Source organism: Streptomyces sp. NBC_01474, from assembly GCF_035918215.1.
Classification (GTDB): domain Bacteria; phylum Actinomycetota; class Actinomycetes; order Streptomycetales; family Streptomycetaceae; genus Streptomyces; species Streptomyces aureus.
The window spans coordinates 2,538,764-2,557,329 of record NZ_CP109449.1 but is presented as its reverse complement, the minus strand read 5'-3'; the positions used below and the strand labels follow the sequence as shown (position 1 = coordinate 2,557,329).

At 67.7% G+C, this 18,566-nt stretch carries 16 protein-coding genes and 1 pseudogene; 6 read left to right on the top strand and 11 right to left on the bottom strand.

Going from position 1 to position 18,566, the window contains the following annotated elements:
* Nucleotides 1-322 precede the first annotated feature (322 nt).
* On the bottom strand, nt 323-655 hold the full coding sequence (locus OG758_RS12085; RefSeq protein ID WP_266569625.1) for a hypothetical protein: 333 nt from the start codon (nt 653-655) through the stop codon (nt 323-325).
* A 34-nt stretch (nt 656-689) separates the two neighbouring features.
* Between OG758_RS12085 and OG758_RS12080 the strand changes: the two genes are divergently transcribed.
* Nucleotides 690-1,793 carry an IS630 family transposase gene (locus OG758_RS12080; RefSeq protein ID WP_266569624.1) on the top strand — a complete coding sequence of 368 codons (1,104 nt, stop codon included), beginning with the start codon at nt 690-692 and terminating at the stop codon, nt 1,791-1,793.
* Nucleotides 1,794-2,249: 456 nt separating this feature from the next.
* Nucleotides 2,250-2,405 carry a hypothetical protein gene (locus tag OG758_RS12075; protein WP_326709991.1) on the top strand — a complete coding sequence of 52 codons (156 nt, stop codon included), beginning with the start codon at nt 2,250-2,252 and terminating at the stop codon, nt 2,403-2,405.
* Between the two features lie 45 nt (nt 2,406-2,450).
* Here the strand turns inward: OG758_RS12075 and OG758_RS12070 are convergent, their stop codons facing one another.
* The 7 genes from OG758_RS12070 to OG758_RS12040 form a co-directional block, all read right to left on the bottom strand.
* Nucleotides 2,451-2,786, bottom strand: a complete 336-nt coding sequence (locus tag OG758_RS12070) for a DUF6233 domain-containing protein (protein WP_326709990.1) — start codon at nt 2,784-2,786, stop codon at nt 2,451-2,453.
* Nucleotides 2,786-3,016: a LexA family protein gene (locus OG758_RS12065; RefSeq protein ID WP_326709989.1), complete on the bottom strand. Its 231-nt coding sequence runs from the start codon at nt 3,014-3,016 to the stop codon at nt 2,786-2,788. Before OG758_RS12065 ends, OG758_RS12070 begins: the two co-directional genes overlap by 1 nt.
* Nucleotides 3,013-3,216 carry a hypothetical protein gene (locus OG758_RS12060; protein ID WP_326709988.1) on the bottom strand — a complete coding sequence of 68 codons (204 nt, stop codon included), beginning with the start codon at nt 3,214-3,216 and terminating at the stop codon, nt 3,013-3,015. Before OG758_RS12060 ends, OG758_RS12065 begins: the two co-directional genes overlap by 4 nt.
* An 885-nt stretch (nt 3,217-4,101) precedes the next feature.
* Nucleotides 4,102-5,187, bottom strand: coding sequence for an integrase core domain-containing protein (locus tag OG758_RS12055; protein WP_326709987.1), 1,086 nt, complete (start codon nt 5,185-5,187; stop codon nt 4,102-4,104).
* A gap of 405 nt (nt 5,188-5,592) precedes the next feature.
* The gene (locus OG758_RS12050; RefSeq protein WP_326709986.1) at nt 5,593-8,343 is read right to left on the bottom strand and encodes a bifunctional YncE family protein/alkaline phosphatase family protein; all 2,751 of its coding nucleotides are present in this window, start codon (nt 8,341-8,343) and stop codon (nt 5,593-5,595) included.
* Between the two features lie 6 nt (nt 8,344-8,349).
* Entirely contained in the window at nt 8,350-9,744 is a 1,395-nt protein-coding gene (locus OG758_RS12045) for an ABC transporter permease (protein ID WP_326709985.1), read from the bottom strand.
* Nucleotides 9,741-10,682: an ABC transporter ATP-binding protein gene (locus OG758_RS12040; RefSeq protein WP_326709984.1), complete on the bottom strand. Its 942-nt coding sequence runs from the start codon at nt 10,680-10,682 to the stop codon at nt 9,741-9,743. The genes OG758_RS12045 and OG758_RS12040 overlap by 4 nt, the downstream gene beginning before the upstream one ends.
* Nucleotides 10,683-11,236: 554 nt before the next feature.
* On the opposite strand from OG758_RS12040, the gene OG758_RS12035 reads away from it, so the two are divergent.
* The 3 genes and pseudogenes from OG758_RS12035 to OG758_RS12025 form a co-directional block, all read left to right on the top strand.
* Nucleotides 11,237-12,142: a hypothetical protein gene (locus OG758_RS12035; protein ID WP_326709983.1), complete on the top strand. Its 906-nt coding sequence runs from the start codon at nt 11,237-11,239 to the stop codon at nt 12,140-12,142.
* A gap of 68 nt (nt 12,143-12,210) precedes the next feature.
* Entirely contained in the window at nt 12,211-12,843 is a 633-nt protein-coding gene (locus OG758_RS12030; protein WP_326709982.1) for a DUF6461 domain-containing protein, read from the top strand.
* Nucleotides 12,844-12,869: 26 nt separating this feature from the next.
* Nucleotides 12,870-13,223, top strand: a pseudogene (locus OG758_RS12025) (IS5 family transposase); the annotation flags it as partial.
* A gap of 376 nt (nt 13,224-13,599) precedes the next feature.
* Here the strand turns inward: OG758_RS12025 and OG758_RS12020 are convergent.
* A complete protein-coding gene (locus OG758_RS12020) occupies nt 13,600-14,436 on the bottom strand; it encodes a helix-turn-helix domain-containing protein (protein WP_326709981.1) in 837 nt (278 codons plus the stop codon).
* A 112-nt stretch (nt 14,437-14,548) separates the two neighbouring features.
* On the opposite strand from OG758_RS12020, the gene OG758_RS12015 reads away from it, so the two are divergent.
* The gene (locus tag OG758_RS12015; RefSeq protein WP_326715877.1) at nt 14,549-15,145 is read left to right on the top strand and encodes an NADPH-dependent FMN reductase; all 597 of its coding nucleotides are present in this window, start codon (nt 14,549-14,551) and stop codon (nt 15,143-15,145) included.
* Nucleotides 15,146-15,388: 243 nt separating this feature from the next.
* Here OG758_RS12015 and OG758_RS12010 read toward each other — a convergent pair whose 3' ends face one another.
* Together OG758_RS12010 and OG758_RS12005 are read right to left on the bottom strand one after the other, a co-directional pair.
* Nucleotides 15,389-15,532: a hypothetical protein gene (locus tag OG758_RS12010; RefSeq protein ID WP_326709980.1), complete on the bottom strand. Its 144-nt coding sequence runs from the start codon at nt 15,530-15,532 to the stop codon at nt 15,389-15,391.
* 134 nt (nt 15,533-15,666) lie between these two features.
* Nucleotides 15,667-18,306, bottom strand: coding sequence for a SpoIIE family protein phosphatase (locus tag OG758_RS12005; RefSeq protein WP_382062290.1), 2,640 nt, complete (start codon nt 18,304-18,306; stop codon nt 15,667-15,669).
* Between the last annotated feature and the right edge of the window lie 260 nt (nt 18,307-18,566).

Below are 18,566 nucleotides of genomic sequence, written 5' to 3'. Positions count from 1 at the left end.
GCCCGCGGCGCGCTCATGAAGATCTCTATTTCCTCGGCTTTGAAGGCGGCCGTCTTCCGTCTAGTTGCCGTTGCGGGAGGCTGAGTTGGTGGCGGGGTGCCAGGATCTCGGCGTCCTTCTCGCGGTCGGTCATCGGCAGCAAACGTAGTGTTGCGAAGGTCTGGGTCACGGCGAGGTAGGCGAGGCGGACGAGCGCATGAGCAGCGATCACGCAGGATGGCGAACGGGTCACATTCTGGCTGAGCTGGCCTGCGCGGATGCATTTTCTGGCACGCACAGGGTCACTAGTGCTGCCCCGCGCAAGTTCGTGGAGGGGTGTTGATCAGGGTGTCGGGTCGCCGAGGTAAAAGCCGCAGGCGCAGTCCAGGGCGTCTTCGGGTGAGCCGAAGGGCAGTCCGGTGGGCAGGAAGTTGTCCTCGTACTTGCCTCGGCTGGCGAGGTAGAGGGCGAAGCCCCAGGTGTGCAGGACGCCGGTGAAGCGCAGGCGGCACAGCGGCAGCGGTTCCTCCTCGCCCGGCAGTTCCCCTGCCACGTAGGCGAATCCGGAGCGGAAGCGCACCTGGACGCGGGCGAGCTGGGGCCAGCGTTCCTTGGCGCGGACGTTCAGACGGTGGCGCAGGTGATCCTGCATGGACTCGGGCGGATTCTTCGGCACGGGTCCATCCTGCTGGGTTACCCCCGCATACGCCATGATCATCACTTTGGTCGGGGTGGGCGAGGGTGTGGCCGGGATGGTCGAGGCGGTCGTGGTGGAGTTGGACGAGAGGGTGCGCGAGTGTCTGATCCGTACAGCGGTCTCCCTGAAAGCGCAGGTGCGGGCGGTGCTCCGGGCGCGGATTGTGCTGGCGGCGGGTGAGGGCCTGAGCAATGGGGCTATCGCGCGGGACCTGGCGGTCAGCGTGAACACGGTCCGTAAGTGGCGCGGACGGTTCGCCGCTCTGGGCCGGGACGGGCTGAAGGACGCCGCCCGCTCGGGCCGGCCCAAGGCATACGGGCCCCAGGTGACGGTGGCGATCGTGGCCGCCGCCACCAGTGTGCCCCCGCACCCGGAAGCGACCTGGTCGCACCGCACGATCGCCGCCCAGGTCGCCGGCACTGTCTTCGCCACCATTTCTGCCTCCCAAGTCGGCCGGATCTTGGCCGACTTGGACCTCAAGCCGCACCGGGTCCGCGGCTGGCTCACCCGCCGAGACACCCCTGACTTCTGGGACCGTGTCGCGGACGTGTGCGACCTGTACCGCGACCCACCTGAAGGGGCGGTGGTGCTGTCCATCGACGAGAAGACCGCGATCGCCGCCCGCGCCAGGCGCCACCCCGGTCGTCCCGTCAGGCCAGGCGAGCCCGCTCGCGAGGAGTTCGAGTACCGCCGCCACGGCACCGCCTCGCTGGTCGCCGCCCTGGACGTGCGCACCGGCGAGGTCCTCACCGAGATCATCGCCCGCAACGACGCAGCGACGTTCACCGCCTTCCTCGACCAGCTCGACACGGTCATCGCCCCAGACCAGGACATCCATGTCGTGCTGGACAACGGCTCCTCCCACACCGCCAAACACACCAAGGCGTGGCTCGCCGACCACCCGCGCTGGCACGTGCACTGGACCCCGCCGCACGCCTCCTGGCTCAACCAGATCGAGCTGTTCTTCTCCGTCCTGACCCGCCGCGTGCTGCGACACGGTGACTTCTCCAGCCGCGATGACCTCATCGACAAGCTGGAGAGTTACGTCATCGGCCGCAACGAGACCGCGAAGCCGTTCAGGTGGACCTATGACGGCAGCCCACTCAAGACCGCCTGATCAGGCCCAACACCCCTCCACGAACTTGCGCGGGGCAGCACTAGGCCGACCACCCCGACTTCGAACCTGAAGCGGAACAACTACGAGCAGAGCGCACGACGCACGAGGAGCTCTTTGCGGAACAGCTCTAGCTAGCCCCGCAAGTCACGCCCATCGGGGCCGGGCATGATCCCGATCACGCCATCCTGGGCCGCTCGCGCGGGAGGCCGCGTGGGGCGCCGGACGCGGTCGCTGTCGAACCAATATCGGGACTCATGGCCACCGACTTCCCCAGCGACCTGCTTGCTGCCCGCCGCGACCTTGACGCCGCGTACACCGCCCTCGCGGCACTGTCCCGGACGCTGCCCTGGTCGGTGCAGCCCGACGAGAACGGCATTCCCGCGACCGGCCACGGCCCCCACGACATCGATCGAGCGCCCGCCGACCTCGGGCTACACGGAGCAGGAGGCCGCCGAGGTGGCGCGCCTGACCGCGGACGTGATGCGTCTCGCCACAGTCGTGACCTCACACGCGTTCTGGGGCAGCTTCTCCGGCCCGGACCTCGTGGAAGCGCGCATGGACCTCATCAATGCGGTGAAGGCGGGTCCGCCCGACGTCGTCGCGGCGGCATAGGGAACGGCGACCAGGACGTCGGCTGCAGCGCGAAGGCCGTGCGCGCTAATCGATCACTCCGAGCTCCACGTCGGGCTTGCAGTGCGTGCACGCCGGCACCTGGTCCCACAGCGCCCGACGCGCTTGCTCTTCGCTGATCGACCGGGTCCGGTTCTTCGCCATGTGACAGCCCTCGACGTGGACGTACACCGGTGCCCGGCCCGAGCCGATGCCCAGCTCTATCAGCCAGTCCGGGGCCGGCGGCAGCATCCGCTCACCCTGCAGCCGCTCGGCCTCGCGCCGCTCCGCATCCGCGATCCACCTGCGCGTACGCGCCAGATCCCGTTCCTGCACCCGCTCCAGGAACCGGAGCGCATCAAGCTGGTGAATCTTGCCGGACATCAGCTGAGCCGGTACTCCCGCGAGCCCGTTCCCGGAGCACGCCGAAGGGCGCCCGCCTCTTCTAGACGGCGCAGCTGATACATGACCGATGACGGGCTGGACAGACCCACGGCCGCAGCGATCTCCCGGACCGTCGGGGCCTCGCCGTGATCGGCGATGTGGGTGCGTATCGCCGCGAGAACTGACCGCTGCCGCTCGGTGACGTCCCAGGACCGCCGGACCCGGGTCATGACTCCTCCTGCCCGGCCCGGCGCCGCAGGTCGGCAAGCCGCTCCTGCGGCACGTCCTGGATGAGCTGTCGGGACAGATCAATCAGGCGCCGCCGCAGTCGCGTATTGCTGCCTGCCGGGCCTTCGGCGAGCGCTTTGTAGGTGCGGTCCCATTCGCGCTGAGACTGCACGATGTCGGGGGAATGTCCGCTGTGCACCATGAATCAAGTAGATCAGGTGTTCGAATTTCGCGGCAAGTCTCCGGACCGTGAGTCACGCACTCCTGTTGTCCTGTGACGGCGCACCTTGAGCGCGTGCCAACGAAGTCTGAGCGATTCTGGCGGCGCCTGCGCGCCTGCTCTCTCCAGTTGCCGTTGGGGTGTGCTCAGCGCTTTCTTGAAGAGCGGGTGGAACGGCCCGCTCTTCAAGGAGGAGCGCACCATGGCGCAACCGGTAAGTCGGCCAACAATCAGTGCTGAGCAGTTCAGCCGAGTGCGTGACGAGATTAGGAGCACGGCGGCGCCCGAGAAGGACGCTCAGTCCATCCGGGACTGTGCTCTGCGCATCGTGCAGACCCTAGGCCTGGCGCTATCCACGGATGACCTGAGCAGGCTCCTCACCGAACTCATGGCACCGAGGGTGGCCCCACCCCCTGGGAGCCCTCAGTTCCTCACCCGAGAGGACATCCTGGACATGCCCGACGAGCAGTCAGGAGAAGATGAAGGCCCGGTTAGGTAGACCGGGCCGTCACGCCTGATCACATCCTCAGCTAACCGGAGGGGGTGTCTGGCCCCCACCACTCAATCTTCGATGGCAAGCGGTCAAGGTTCGCTGGCACAGGACACCTGTGAGCTGACCTGCCGCATCCAAGGCTGAGCGATTCTCATCGGAGGCTGAGTGAGGACACGGAGCAGGCGACGGTCAGGGGGCCGGGAAGGATTCAGAACCGGTTTCAGCGGTAGGGCTCAGCGCTCTCCACCTACCGGCCGCCGAGACGGCCGACCTGCCAGTGCCCCCGGCCCGCAACGTCCACGAACATCGCATGGGCGGTCAGCACGTCCAGGACAGCTGCCATCCTGTGGGGCTCGAAAAGTCATCGCTGCAGTTCAAGCGGCATGTCGGTACTCGTTGATTGCTCCGCTGAGGATCCGGGTGCGCAAGAGCTTGCGGGGCTCGAAACCATCCAGGACTGCTGGCTGTTCCTGGGCCTCGGGCGGTCGTTGATCGCGGGATCGGTGCGGCCGATGTCTGTTGTAGTGGTCCTGGTACTCGGCGAGGACCTGCCGGGCGTGGGCCTCGTTCAGGAGCAGAACGTGGTTGAGTGCCTCGCGGCGGATCGTGCCGATCACGCGCTCGCAGTGGGCGTTCATGCGCGGTGCCTGGGGTGCGCTGAGCAGCACGTCCATGCCTTCGGCTTCGAAGACGGCGTCGAAGGAGCCGGTGTACTTGCTGTCGCGGTCGCGGAGCACGAAGCGCAGCGACTCGACGCGGCTGCCCAGGTCATCGGCGAGATTGCGCGCCTGCTGGGTCGCCCACTGTGCGGTGGGGTGGGCGGTGACGCCGGTGATGTGGAGTCTGCGGGTGCCGTGTTCGAGGAACGCCAGCGCGTACAGCCGGCTGCCGGTGATCGTGTCGACGTGGAAGAAGTCCGCCGCGATGATCCCCTCGGCCTGCGCGGTGAGGAACTCGCGCCAGCTCGGGCCGGTGCGGCGCGGGGCGGGGTCGATGCCGGCCTTGTGTAGGATCTCCCAGACCGTGGACGGCGCGATCGGGTGCCCCAGTCGGGCCAGTTCGCCCTGGATCCGCCGGTGGCCCCACCGCGGATTCTCCTGCGCCAGGCGCAGCACCAGCTTCTTGAGCGCGGCCGCCGTGGGTGGACGCCCGGTGCGTCGGCGTCGGTCGGAGTAGTCCCACTCCTTGGCGATCAGCCTGCGGTGCCAGGCCGGTAGCGTCCCCGGCGTGACCGCGAAGACGCTGCTCCAGCAGCGGCGCGGTATCAGCGACGACAGCGCGGCCAGCCAGAACCGGTCCGCGGGCTCGTAGCGGACCGGACCGTTGACTTGTCGTCGCAACACCGAGTTTTCGTGCTGCAGCACCAGCAGTTCGGCGTCCTTGGCCGTGTCCCGGCGCAGCAGGACCGCGGGTATGGACAGCAGCGCCCGGGTGGCCCGGTACAGCATCGAGATGATCACACGCGCAGCATCCCAGCCACCGCGGAGGGCCTGGCACGTAGGCTCCCACCTGCAGCGATGACTTTACGAGCCCCACAGGACTGGGCAGCCTGGGTTGGCGCTTCTACGATGTGGGCGATCTTGAAGAAGGCCGGAGTCGATCCGGGACCACGGCGCTCGGGCACAACGTGGGCGGAGTTCGTATCGGGCACCCACAAGCTCGACCGCCTCCGGCGGGAGGGGCGTTGACACCGCCGCGCAAGACGGGCAGTGGGTTCGGTCGCCACCTGTGATGAGAGGGAGCACGCTCCCTCCCAGTCCCCTTGACGGATTGCTCCCACTCGGGCCGCTGCTCGCAAAACGCCCCGGAGCCATCAAGCTCCGGGGCGTTTTAACGGCAGTCGCCGCTCTGATTGCCGGCAAACGTCAGCCGTCGTTCTCCGCCGACGGGATGAACGCACCCGGCACGTCCTGCGGAGCATAGATCTTCTTCTCACCCGGGTACGGCTTCGTCCAGTTGTGCGACTCGTACCAGGCCAAGTGGTTCATCTGCGCCGGGGGAGCGTAGTCCGGCACGGCGCGGGGGCCGGTCAGCCGCTGCTTCGACCTCCACTGGTCCCACTCGGCGGCGACGTTCTTCATGTCCGCCGGCACCGAGGCCGCCGGCACGGCCGCCGCCTTCGGGTTCTGCGCCGCGGGGGTGTCCAGACCACAGGACGGCGCGCCGTTCTTCACACCGTCGGTCAGCGAGACCCGGTTGGGCAGCGCGGTGAACGGCGTGAAGTCCGGGCTCTGGGTGAACGCCGCGGCCATCGGGCTGGCCGCGGTGTCTTTCTGGTTCATCGGCTGGACCCCGAGGATCTGCTCGATGGTCCGCATCATGTTGATCTGCGAGTAGTAGTGGCTGTCCACCGCGCCGTGCTTGGCCCAGGGGCTGATGATCTGGACCGGGGCGCGGTGGCCGTCGACGTGGTCGGTGCCGGCCTGGGAGTCGTCCTCGACGACGAAGATCGCCGAGTCCTTCCAGTACTTGCTGTGCGAGATCTCGTCAACGATCTTGCCGACGGCGAGGTCGTTGTCCGCGACCTGGGCGGGACCGCTCACCGGGCCACCGGTGTGGTCGCTGGAGAGCCAGAACATGTTCAGGTTCGCCGGACCGTTCTTCTGGAAGTCCTTCTTCCAGATCTCGGAGCGGTAGACGTCCGGGACGCTGGTGTCGAACTTCGGGAAGCCGTGCACCGACACGTCGTTGAGCGACGGGATCGGCGAGGTCGAGTTCAGCGGGTAGGCGGTGTCCTGACCGGTCGCCGCCATGTTCTTGCTGTCGCAGTACAGGTTCTGCCAGCTCGCGCCCGACGGCTTCGTCAGGAACTGCTGGAACTCACCGAAGTTCCGCACGGACTTGCCCGCGTCCTGCGCACCGGTCCAGATGAAGCCGGTCCGCTGGTGGCCGAGGGCGTCGTCCTCGGTGTCGTAGCTGCGGGTGTACTCACCGGCGGAGGACTCGGTGTACTCCGGGTTGTCGCTCTGCATCAGCCAGTTGTGGCCCTCAGCGGAGTTCGTGCCGATGTCGTAGGTGTTGTCGAACAGGCCGAACTGCTTGGCCAGGGCGTGCTGGTTCGGCGTGACGTTCTCGCCGTACTGGGCCAGCGACGGGTCGCCGTTGCCCTCCGAGATGTCACCGAAGACCTGGTCGTAGGTCCGGTTCTCCTTGACGAGGAGGAAGACGTGCTTGATCGTCGAGGGGTCGCCGAGCTTGACCGGGACCGGCATCGGCTTGGCTGGGGTGCCGTCGGACTTCTTGAGCGACTCGCCGTTCCAACCGTTCTGCTTGAAGACCTTGCCGGTGTAGGACCTGATCACGCTGTCGTCGGGCAGCGTGAACTTCGTCAGGCTCGACGTCGTGTCGTGGGTGCCGTGACCGCTGGCCTTACGGCGGGCGTCGATACCACGGGTGTTGGAGACGTAGACCTGGTCGCCGACGGTGGTGATCTCCGAGGGGAAGTAGTCCGTCGGGAGAAGGCCGACGTAGCTCACCGGCTCCTGCGCGGACGTGTACTTGTAGACGGCGACCGCGTTGGCGCGGCCCAGCGTCACCAGCAGGTGACCGTCGTCGGTGAGGGTCACCGCGTTGGGCTCGTAACCCACGGAGGCCTCGGCCCACGGCCGGGTGGCGATGGTCTGGACGACCTTGCCCTTCGCCGTGTCGATGACCGACACGTCGTTGGTCGCCGTGTTGGTGACGAACAGCGCCCCGTTCTTGGCGTACAGGGCGGTCGGGTGCAGGCCGACATCGATGCTGGAGACGGCGGCGTCCTGGTTCTCCAGGTCGATGACGCTGACCGTGCCGCTGGTGGCGGCAGCGGTCTTCTGGTCGGCGAGTACCTGCGTGCCGTACGAGTTGATCGTGGGCTCGCCGGGCTTGGCCGGGCGGCCACCCTCGTTGCTGACGTAGAGCTTGTTGCCGACGACGATCACGTCGCGCGGGGCGTTGCCCACGGCCCAGCTCTGCTTGATGGTCCCGGTCGCCGCGTCGATGGAGACGACCCGGTTCTGGCCGTTGACCGCGGAGTACACGGTCTTGCCGTCGGCCGAGAACACCGCCTCGCCCACCAGGGCGTGCTTGGACCCCTGCGCCGCGATGGTGACGGTCCTCGGGCTGGAGACGCTGCCGTCCGCGTTCACGGTGAGCACGGTGTAGCCGTCCGGCTGGCCCAGCCACAGCTGCTTGCCGTCGGGCGAGTACGTCGGGCCTTCCTGGCCCACGTTGATGCTGCTGAGGCGGGGGTTGGACGACGCGGCGTTGCTGACGAGCTGCTGCGTCTTCCAGTTCTTCAGGTCCACGATAGCCAGGGCCGCGCCACCGTCGGTGACCGAGGCGGCCATGTGCGTGCCGTCCGGGCTGACCGAGGACGACATGATCTTGCCCTGGTTGATGACAAGACGGTCGCCGTACGGGGCGATGTACTGGTTGCTGGAGACGACCTGGCCGTCCTCAGTGACCTGACCGACCTGGTCCGTGCCGAACTGGTGGGTCTGCGCGAGCGCCGTGCCGGCGGCCACGAGGGCGACAGCGGTGGTGGCCGCCGTCAACAGCGGTATCCGGCGCCCGATGCGTCTGCTGAGGAGGTTGATCCGAGCTTCCTCAGCGAGCTTGCGGCGGCGAGTGACCTGCATGGAGTGTTATCCCTTCAGGGTGGTGTCGAGCAGTTCGACGTTGCCGTCGAACTGCCACAGTGGGTTCGGTGCGTCCCCTTCGGGGGTCTGCACCAGGAAGTAGCCGTTCACTTCCTTCGGTCCATCGCCATCGGCCATGAACCGCCCGTCCGGAGTGACGTCGAGTTGGTAGATGGCCTGTCCTGAGGCCTCGACGCCGGGAAGATGCCACGTCACGACGCAGCGCCAGTCGTTGCCCGGGCCTTGAGCTGCGACCCTGGTGCTTCCCTTGTTGCACGCCGCCGTGGCCTTCAACTCGGCCTCGGTGACGGCGGGTCGGTGGAGTTGGTCGGTCTGCATGCGGTACAGGTGCGCGAACGCCGTGGCGACCGAGCGCTGCACCTTGTCCTGCGTGACCCCGGAGCTCGTCGCCGAAGTCGTCGCGGCGACGACCGCGAATGACACGGCGGCCACCCCGACGAGCGGCAGGACCCCGACGGTGATCGCGCGGCGGCCCGAGCCGTCGTGGGTCGGATTGGTGAATTCGCGCCGTACGAAGAGCACGTAGGCCAGCGCCGTCGCGACCACGGCCCACACGAGGCTGACAACGACGCCGATCAGCAGCGGGCCGAGCTGCTGCGGGCCGGTGAACAGTCCGTTCCAGGAGATGAAGGCGTAGCTGGGCAGGGCGACGCGCACGGCCGCAGGAAGCGGCAGCATCTGGGCGACCGCCATCGCGAGCGCGACGAGTACGGGCACCAGGAGCCCCATCGGGGAGCGTCCCAGCGTGACCGACCCGAGGAAGCCGAGCGCGGCGAGCGCCAGGGTCGGGGCGAGGGCGCAGATCCAGGAGAGCAGGACCTGAACGGCGGCGTCCGACGGTGCCAGGAGGTGGCCGTCGAGGCCGACCAGCGGCTGGTCGCCGACCGCGAGGAGGCCGCCGACCGTGCTGGAGACCGCGAGCCCGGCCACGAGCAGCAGCAGGACGGTGAGGCTGGCGGCTGCCTTCGCCACGAAGATCCGCCGAGGCGAGCGGACGGCCACGAGCAACTGGCGCCAGGTGCCTAGCCGGTCCTCGGAGGCGAACACGTCACCGGCCACGATCGAGGTCAGCAGCGGGAGCGCCCAGGTCCCCGCGAAGCCGAGCATCACCAGCGGCCCGGCCCACCCGGAGGCGTGCATCCAGCGTCCGAAGAGGGTGTCAACGGGGAGTGTGCTCTGCTGGCTCACGCCGGCGACGAAGAGGGCGGGAGCGATCCAGCAGGCGAGGACCAGGAGGCGGATCCGCCACTGGGAGACGAGCTTGACGAGCTCGAAGCGACAGGCGCGGGTGACGGGGACGCGACGGACCCGGGCCACCTGCTCGTGTTCCTGTTCCTGTTCCTGTTCCTGTTCCCGGCTCCGGGTGGGGGGCGTGGTCATCTGCCGGACTCCTGCAGTTCGGTGAGGGCGAGAAACGCGGCTTCGAGCGGCGACACGACGGGAGTGAGCTCGCGCAGCGCGACGCCCTTCTCCACGAGCCGCGCCACGAGTTCGTCGAGGGCGGGCAACAGGGCCCGTACGACGAGCAGTTCGGCGTCCTGCCGTACCCCGGCGTCGTTGACGACCTGGATCCCCGGCGCGTCGCAGGCCACCCGGCGGGCGGCCTGCGGGTCGGAGGTGAGCAGCCGGTAGTCGAGTTCACGGTTCTCGGTGGCGAGCTTGCTCAGCGGGCCGGAGAAGACGACGCGGCCGGTGGCGAGGATGGTGACCTCGGAGCACAGTGCCTCGAGGTCGTCCATGCGGTGGCTCGAGAGCACGATGCTGGTTCCGTCGGCCGCGAGCCGGTTGAGGACACCGTGCACCTGCCTCTTGCCCGCCGGATCGAGGCCGTTGGACGGTTCGTCGAGCACGAGCAGCCGGGGCTTGGTCAGCAGAGCGGCGGCGAGTCCGAGCCGTTGGCGCATGCCGAGGGAGAAGCCGCGGGTGCGGTCGTCGGCGACATCGGTGAGCCCGACCTGTGCGAGCACGTCGTCGATTCTCGCCGTCCGCGCTTCGTGGCCGCGGAGTTCGGCCAGCGCGGCGAGGTTCTGCCTGGCGGTGAGCGAGGGGTAGAGACCTGGCGCGTCCACGAAGCCGGCGACGCCGTCGGCAACGTCGAGGGCCCGCCCGACCGGCGTACCCAGGATCTCGAGGCTGCCGCTGTCGGCGACGGCCAGGCCAAGCAGCAGGCCGAGCAATGTGGTCTTGCCGGCGCCGTTCGGTCCGACCAAGCCGTGGATCTGGCCCTGCGTCCCATCCAGGTCGATTCCATCGAGTGCGATGACGTCGCCGAAACACTTGGTGATCCCGCGAGCCTGGAGTGCGATAGGTCTGTCCATAAGTCCTCTCCTCCGTACCTCCAAGGACCTTAGGTGTGACAACCAACGTTCGGCAGGGCGGCTGGTTGAACGTTCATGGAATGGAAGATGGCTGGCATCTGCGCCGATGCCGCGTGCCGAGGAGGCGAACTCGACCCGTTCAAGCCCTACTTGGAACATCGCTGGGCCGAAGCCGGAAGGCGGGTCACCGCCGCCGTGGAAGGAGCTCGCCGCGCCCGCCGCGGGGACGGTCGAGAACGAGCACGAGGCGCTGCTGCGCCGGCTGCGCGGGCCGCACCCGCCTTCCGGGCGCGCGGGTGGCCTTACTCGGCGCGGCGCGCCACCGTGAAGTGGCCGATCCGGTTGCCCGTCTCGGCGATGCCCTGGACCTTCAGCCTGGCGTAGCGGCCCTTCGGCGCGGGCTCGACGTCCACGCGCAGGAAGGTGTAGTTGAGGTCCCCCGGGTATCCTCCTCCACCAGGGCCATGTCAAGGGGTCCGCGACCTCGGCCAGTGAGGTGCCCAGGGGCTTCCTGTGTGCGTGCACGGCGCCGAGAGCAGCCGTCGGCGGGCTGCATGGACAAGCCCGCCTACGCCTGGTCAGGCAATCTGATGTGGGGCGGGTCGTACGACATCGACCCGCATGAGGAGACCGGCACCGCGACCGTGCAGTGGTCGGGGGGTGTGAAGGATGAACTGAGCACGAAGGACCAGGATCTGAAGCAGGACATGGCGTTCGCGCCGTTCGCGACGTTCTCCACCAGTGTCCCGGAGACCTTCCCCACAGACAACAGCCAAGGTTTTGTCGGCGCTCCCGTCTACACCCGCTGCGACATGGTGTATTCCCCCGCAGGCTGCGTGATGCGTGACTACATGCCGGGCTACGTCTTCAACACCAAGAAGACCCCCGCCGCCGCGGCGCATGCATGGCTGGTCCAAGAGAAGATCCGTAAGGGTGCGCCGCTGAACTATCTGCCGGACCGGCGCGGCAGTACTGGCCTGCATGGTGAGCGCAACAAGTACGGCCGTGACCCCGACGCCAACCGCAGGGTGATCTGTCCCGACAAGTGGGCCGCGGAGTCCGGCCACCCGGCCTCCACGACGGTCACGGACATCTCTGCGTCGGACGTACTGTCCTGCGACGAGTTCGCCGCCACTTACAACAGCGGTGGCATGCCGGCGGACATGGAAGGCACCAACCCGGTGACCTCGGGGGACCAGTGTCTGCAGACCTTCTCCAGGAAGCTGACGTCCAGCGGCAACTGGCATCTGTTCGACGACGACCGTCGGGCCGCGCCGACCTTCAAGGAGGTGTGCGGCCGCTCCACAATGTCGGGTTGGGTGAACTCCACCTCGATGAGCCGCTTCCCGACCTTCGCCAAGCAGCTTCGGCTGCCTGATGAGGATCTGTACTTTGTGACGACCCCGGGCTTCGAGAACTGCGACGCCTCCCAGGCCGTCGTGAAGTGCGACATCAGATAAGTAGTCCGGTAGCACCAGCTGGGGGCGGCGCCAAACGTGCTGCCCCCAGCATCCGTTGGAGGACGAAGATGAACGACGACGGCATCACGTGGATCGCACGCGCTGACCTCTCCTGGCTCGGGTACTGCGTTACCCTCGCCCGCGGACTGACCCCGGAGGAGTTGGTCACCCGCCTCGCCAGCGATCAGGAGCCCGCCTCTCTAGGAGGCGACACCGCAGCGGAGTTGGAGGCCCACCTGGCGCGGCAGGACCGGGAGCAAGGCACGAGCGACAGCATCGCAGTGCGATACGGCGAGGTCGACGGGCTGGCCTTCGCGGTAGCGCACGGCGACAACTGGCCTGGCCGAATGGGCCCCGGATACACCAACGGCCTCTCCGACGACGGCGCCGACGTCTTCCAGTTGTACTGGGAGCAGGAGAACCCCAAGCTGCCCCCACCCCTTTTCACCTACTACCACGACGGACAGTACATGTGCGGCTTCGACATGTTCATGCACACGTGGTCGCAGGAGATCGCCGGCACTCGCCCAGATCTCATCCGCAGTGAAGTTGAGAACGCGGGAATCCCCACCGAGACGGACCGGAACGTTGCCCACCTTGAGTCCCTCAAGATCGTTGAAAGCAGGTTTCATCTCAACTTGCCCAAGGAGTTGGTGCTGTACGGAGAGCTTCCTGCTGCACTGATCGCAGGACAGTCCTAGGCCCTGTCGTCAAATGATGATCTTGAGTGGTGGATCATGGTCGGGTGATACGTCGTCATGAACTATCCGATGCCGAGCGGGAGTTCGTCCGGCCGTTGCTGCCCGCGTCCTTGCGGGGCCGCAAGCGGTTGGACGACCGAAGGGTCCTCAACGGGATCGTGTGGAAGTTCCGCACCGGCACGGCCTGGCGGGATGTGCCCGAGCGGTACGGATCCTGGGCCACGCTGCACACCCGTTTCCGCCGGTGGGCCAAGGACGGCACCTTCGAGCGGATGCTGCGGGCCGCGCAGGCCAAGGCGGACGCGGCCGGGGACATCGGCTGGCTGGTGTCGGTCGACTCCACCGTCGTGCGGGCCCACCAGCACGCGGCCGGGGCCCGAAAAGGTGCCCCTATGGTCTTCGTCAAGCTGCGGTGGGGGTTGGGGCCTCGTAGAAGGTGCCGTCTCGGAGCATTGCGAAGAGCACGTCGAAACCGACGTCCAGACCCAGATAGACGTCGATGCCGCCCTCACCGGTCACGTGCCTGCTCCCGTATTCGCGTTCTTCCCGGCCTCACCTGCGGCATCAGCGTGCCGGCATCCACGTTACGAAGAGACGGCCTGCTGGGGCCTGTGGCTCGGAGGCCCCAGCTGGGTGCGCCACGAGGCGCCATGTGACCGAGTGGATGTGGTAGGCGGCGTCGACGCGGTCGTTGATGGCGGAGTTGGCTCTGACACGACGGTGACGCGACTCGACGTCGGATGAAGTCAGGGTGAGTCAGGAGATTGCCCGGAGCTGGCTGGGGGACCGGCGGCGGAGTTGGTCGACGGCCTGGGCCGTCCTCTCGTCCGCGGGGAGGAAGACGACCAGCTGCTGAGCGCCCGAGGAGAGTTCGAGCGTCTCGCGGATCAGCCGCAGTTCGCATCCGGACGGGTGGTTGAGGCGGAGAACGCCACGTTGCGGAACCACGTGACGGTTCAGGCGGAGCGTGAAGTCGGGGCTGGCGATGGGGGCTAGTTCTGCGGTGAACCACTCGGAGTTGTCGAGGGACGGTGCGAGCCACAGGTCGAAGACCTGCTCGTCCGCGACATCGTCCCAGTCGGCGAAGAGCGTCCGGGCGCGAGGGTCGGTGAAGAGGTAGCGAGTGAGGTTCGGGGCGTTGGCGTCGAGCAGTCCGGTTCCGCTGGTCACGGACTCGTAGCCGCTGGTGTGGGCGAGGATGTCGCCCAGCCGGTTGGTCACCATGGCGATCCCCGGTTCAAGGAGGCGGAGTGTCTCCAGGACCGACGGACGGACTTCGCGGCGCGGTGGTGCCGGCCGAGTGTGAGCGGAACATTCGCCGCCAGTGATCTTCGCGAGGTAGCGCAGGTGGTTGCGTTCCGACGGGGCGAGGCTGAGCGAATCGGCCAGCGCGTTCACCACCGCCACCGAAGGATTGCGGTCACGGCCCTGTTCGATGCGGGTCAGGTATTCGACGCTGATGCCGGCCCGCGCGGCGAGATCCAGGCGTCGTAGCCCCGGTGACCGGCGGCGGCCGCGATCCGGTAGGCCCAGCGATTCCGGCTGGGTGCTGTCGCGCTTGGCCCGGATGAAGTCCCCTAACGGCGTACCCATGTTGGGAGCATACGGTGCTGCCCGCTGATCGCGGAGTGCTCAGGCTGGCCCTGTGGGGGCCAGCCTGAACACGGTCTGGCTGGAGCCACGGCGCGGCCTGATCGTGGTGGGCATGGAAAAGAACAGGCACAAGCTGGTGATCATCGTCGGAAGCGTCCGGGATGGACGGTTCGGCCCCGTTGTGGCCTCGTGGGTCGTCGAACAGGCAGACATTCACGGTGGTTTCGATGTGGAGGTCGTCGACCTGGCCGAGATCGACATCCCGTTGGCGCTGCCTGCGGCATCGCCGAAGTTCGCCGGCGATGACTACCCCCGTCCGGTCGGGATGGCGGCACTGACGTCGGCTCTGGAGAACGCTGACGCGTTCATCGTGGTCACACCGGAGTACAACCACAGCTATCCCGCGTCGTTGAAGGCGGCCATCGACTGGCATTTCACCCAGTGGACGGCCAAACCCGTCGCCTTCGTCAGCTACGGTGGTGCAGCAGGTGGTCGGCACGCGGTGCTGCACCTGGAGAACGTGCTGACCGAGTTGCACGCGGTGACGATTCGCGATGGTCTGGCCTTTCCGAACTACTTCACGGCGTGGCAGGAAGGCCGTCCCCTCGCCCCTGAGGCCCCCGGGTACGCCAAGACGCTGCTCGACCAGTTGGCCTGGTGGGCTGCCGCGCTCCGGTATGCGCGCAACGCCGCTCCCTACCCGGCGTGAGCGTCGCGACGATGGAGTACCTCCCGCTCAGGCGCACCGTTCTGCGGGCCAGCAGGCTCACGCTCGGCTGTATGGGATTCGCGGATCCAGCGCAAGGGGTCAACCCCTGGCTTCTGGACGAGCAGGCTGCGGCACCGATTTTGCTGGAGAGCTATCGCACCTACGCAGGCACGTATTAACCGGCACCCGCACCTGGAGCCGTGCGGCGAGGAGGGCGCGGTCGCCTGCGTCGAATCGCACCCGCTACCCGTTCAGTTGCCGCTCGAGCACGGCGATCTGGTGACGCAAGGTCAGGATCTCTACATACTTGTCCCGGTCGCTCATCGACATCAGGCGTAGCAACGCGAACGCGTTCTTCACACCCAGGTACGTCAGTCTCAGCAGCACGATCAACCATCATGCCGTGGTGATCCGGAGGGGCATCACTTGTGCTCCGTCACCGGGTACTCATTCACCTCATAACCACTCTGATCTGTGCGGATGAGGTTCTCGGCAAGCGCAAGGTGTCCACGGACGCTTCGTCAGACCTCCCCGGTCGGCAGGGCCTGCTCGACCCAGATGGTCTTGCCGGTGGGCGTGTAGCGCGTTCCCCACTGCTGGGCCAACTGAGCGATGATGAAGAGACCGCGACCGCCCTCCTCGTCGAGGGCGGCGTGCCGCAGATGGGGCGAGGTGTGTCCGGTGTCGGAGACCTCGCAGATGAGGGTTTGCTCGCGGATGAGCCGCACCTTGACCGGCCCGCCGGCATGGCGGATGGCGTTGGTGACGAGTTCGCTGACGACGAGTTCGGTGGTGAACGCCAGGTCGTCCAGTCCCCATGCGCCGAGTTGCCCCGTGGCCGCGGTGCGGGCGTCGCCGACCTGCGCCGGGTCCGCGGCCCACTCCCACACGGCCACCTGGTGCTCGCCGAGCATCCGGGTGCGTACGAGTAGCAGGGCCGCGTCGTCGTTGGCCGGCCCCGGCAGCAGCGTCGCGACGGCGCGGTCGCAGAGCTCTTCCAGGGGGCGCCGCCGGTACTGGGCGAGGGTTTCGGCCAGCAGACGGAGCCCGGCGTCGAAGTCTCCGGTGGCCTGGACGAGGCCGTCGGTGAAGAGGGCGATGAGGCTGTCCGGGGCCAGCTGGAGATCCATGCTCTGGTATGGCAGACCGCCCACTCCCAGGGGCGGGCCCGGTGGGAGCTCCGGGTAGTCGGCGACACCGCTGTCCGACTCGAGGACCGCGGCCAGCGAGTGGCCGGCGCGCGCCATGCTGCACTGTCCGGACACCGGGTCGTACACCGCGTACAGGCAGGCCACCCCCAGGGCTTCGTCCCCTTGGGGCCTCGCGCCGCCCGGGCCGTGAGCGGCCGCGCGCTCTTTGGCGGTCTGTCCGACCAGGTCGTCCAGGCGTGCGAGGAGCTCGTCCGGAGCGAGGTCCAGCCGGGCGAGGACGCGTACGCCGGTGCGCAGGCGTCCCATGGTGGCGGCGGCGAGCAGTCCGTGGCCGATCACCTCCCCGACTACCAGGCCGACGCGCGTGCCCGACAGCGGGATGACGTCGAACCAGTCGCCGCCCACCCCGGACCGGCTGTCCGCTGGTACGTAACGGCTCGCCGGCTCGACGGCGGTCTGCGGCGCCAGCCTGTGGGGCAGCAGGCTTCGCTGGAGTCTGAGGGCCGCGGTGTGCTCGCGTGTGACGACCAGCATCAGCACGACGCCGAGCATCAAGGCTCCCAGGCCCACGACGGTCACCCCGCCCGTCCGTCCGATGAGCGGCAGGTCGATGGAGGTCGCGCCGTAGTGGGGGTCCGCGTAGACGTCGAACGCGGCGTAGCAGAAGAGGAAGAGCATCAGCAGCCCGCCCAGCCCCGGCAGCAGGCCCTTGAACAGGAAGTCCCCGGAGCTGCGGGTGAGCACCTTGCGGTAGTACCAGACGCACGCGAAGCCGGTGAGGCCGTAGTAGAACGCGATCGCGAGGCCGACTGACTCGATGGAGTCGGCCAGGACGTCGCGACTGATCGCCGCGAGCAGGACGAATAGCGCAATGGAAGCCAGGCCCATGCCGACGGTCGACCAGGTCGGGGTGAGAAATCTGCGGTGCACGCGGGCGAATCGTGAGGGGAGGGCCTTGTGCGCGGCCATGGAGAAGACGGTCCGGGCCATGGGCAGGATGGTGGTCTGGGCGGATGCGGCCGCGGAGGTCAGCACCATGAGGATCAGCAGCTTGGAGAGGAAGAGCCCCGTGCCGTGGCTGCCGAAGACGGCGCTGCCCAGTCCGGAGAGCACATCGCCCGCGTTGTCCCTGTTGCCCAGCCCGATTCCCGCGCTGCCGACTCCGGCGAATGCCTGCGCCGAGGTGGCGACGAGGGCGTAGGTGATCAGCAGCAGCACGGTGGAGATGACCGCGGCTCGCCCGGGGATGCGCGTGCTGTCGGCGGTCTCCTCGTTGACCGTGACGGCGGTGTCCCAGCCCCAATAGATGAAGACGGCGGCGAGGAGGCCCGCGGTCAGTGCTTCGGTCGAGGGCACGTGGAGTGGGTTGAACCAGGAGGGTGAGACGTGGATCGCCGTCCTGGGGTTGCCCGTGTAGACCTTCACCAGAGCGGTGACGGCGAACAGGACCAGTACGGCCATCTCGATGAACAGCAGCCAGCGCTGGACGGCGGCCGAGATCTCGATGCCGACGAAGCAGATCGCGGTCATCACGATGATCCAGACGATGCCCGCGACGGTGGTCCACAGCCTGTTGTTCGCGAGTGAGTGGTAACCCAGGAGCCGGAAGCTGTAGATGCCGGCGATCTCGGCGAGGTTCGTCATGACGAGGATGTCGGCGACGATGATGCCCCAGCCGCCCATCCAGCCGGTGCGCGGGCCGAAGGCGCGGGTCGCCCAGGTGAAGGTCGTCCCGCAGTCGGCGTTGCTCGCGTTGAGTTCCTTGTAGGCGTACGCGATCAGCAGCATGGGGATGAAGGCCAGCACCGTGACTACCGGGGCCTGAAGGCCGACGGCGGCCACGATGAGGCCGAGCGTGGCCGCGAGGCTGTAGGCCGGGGCGGTGGAGGCCAAGCCGATGGCTACGGAGGAGACCATCCCCAGGGCACCGGCCTTGAGCCCTTTCCTTCCCGCGCCCGAATCGAGTGCGAGCGGCGCGTCGGACGTGGCACGGCTACCGCGGATCCTCACACCGATGCAACTCCTCATCGCAAGCCTCGTGACCGCATTATCCCTGTATGTGACCTGGGCCTGCTAGGGGAAATCGGCCGGATGATTCTCCGTCGGCTTCCTTGGTGCGCGGCTTTCCGTGGCGCTGTAAGTGCCAAGAACCACGTCCGGTCTGGTCATGCCGCATGTTGGTACTCGTGCAGAATGCCGCCGAGGCGATCGCGTCGATGGACCTCGAGGTGGGTGAGCCGGTCGGGTTCGCTGATCGGTTCGGGCAGGGG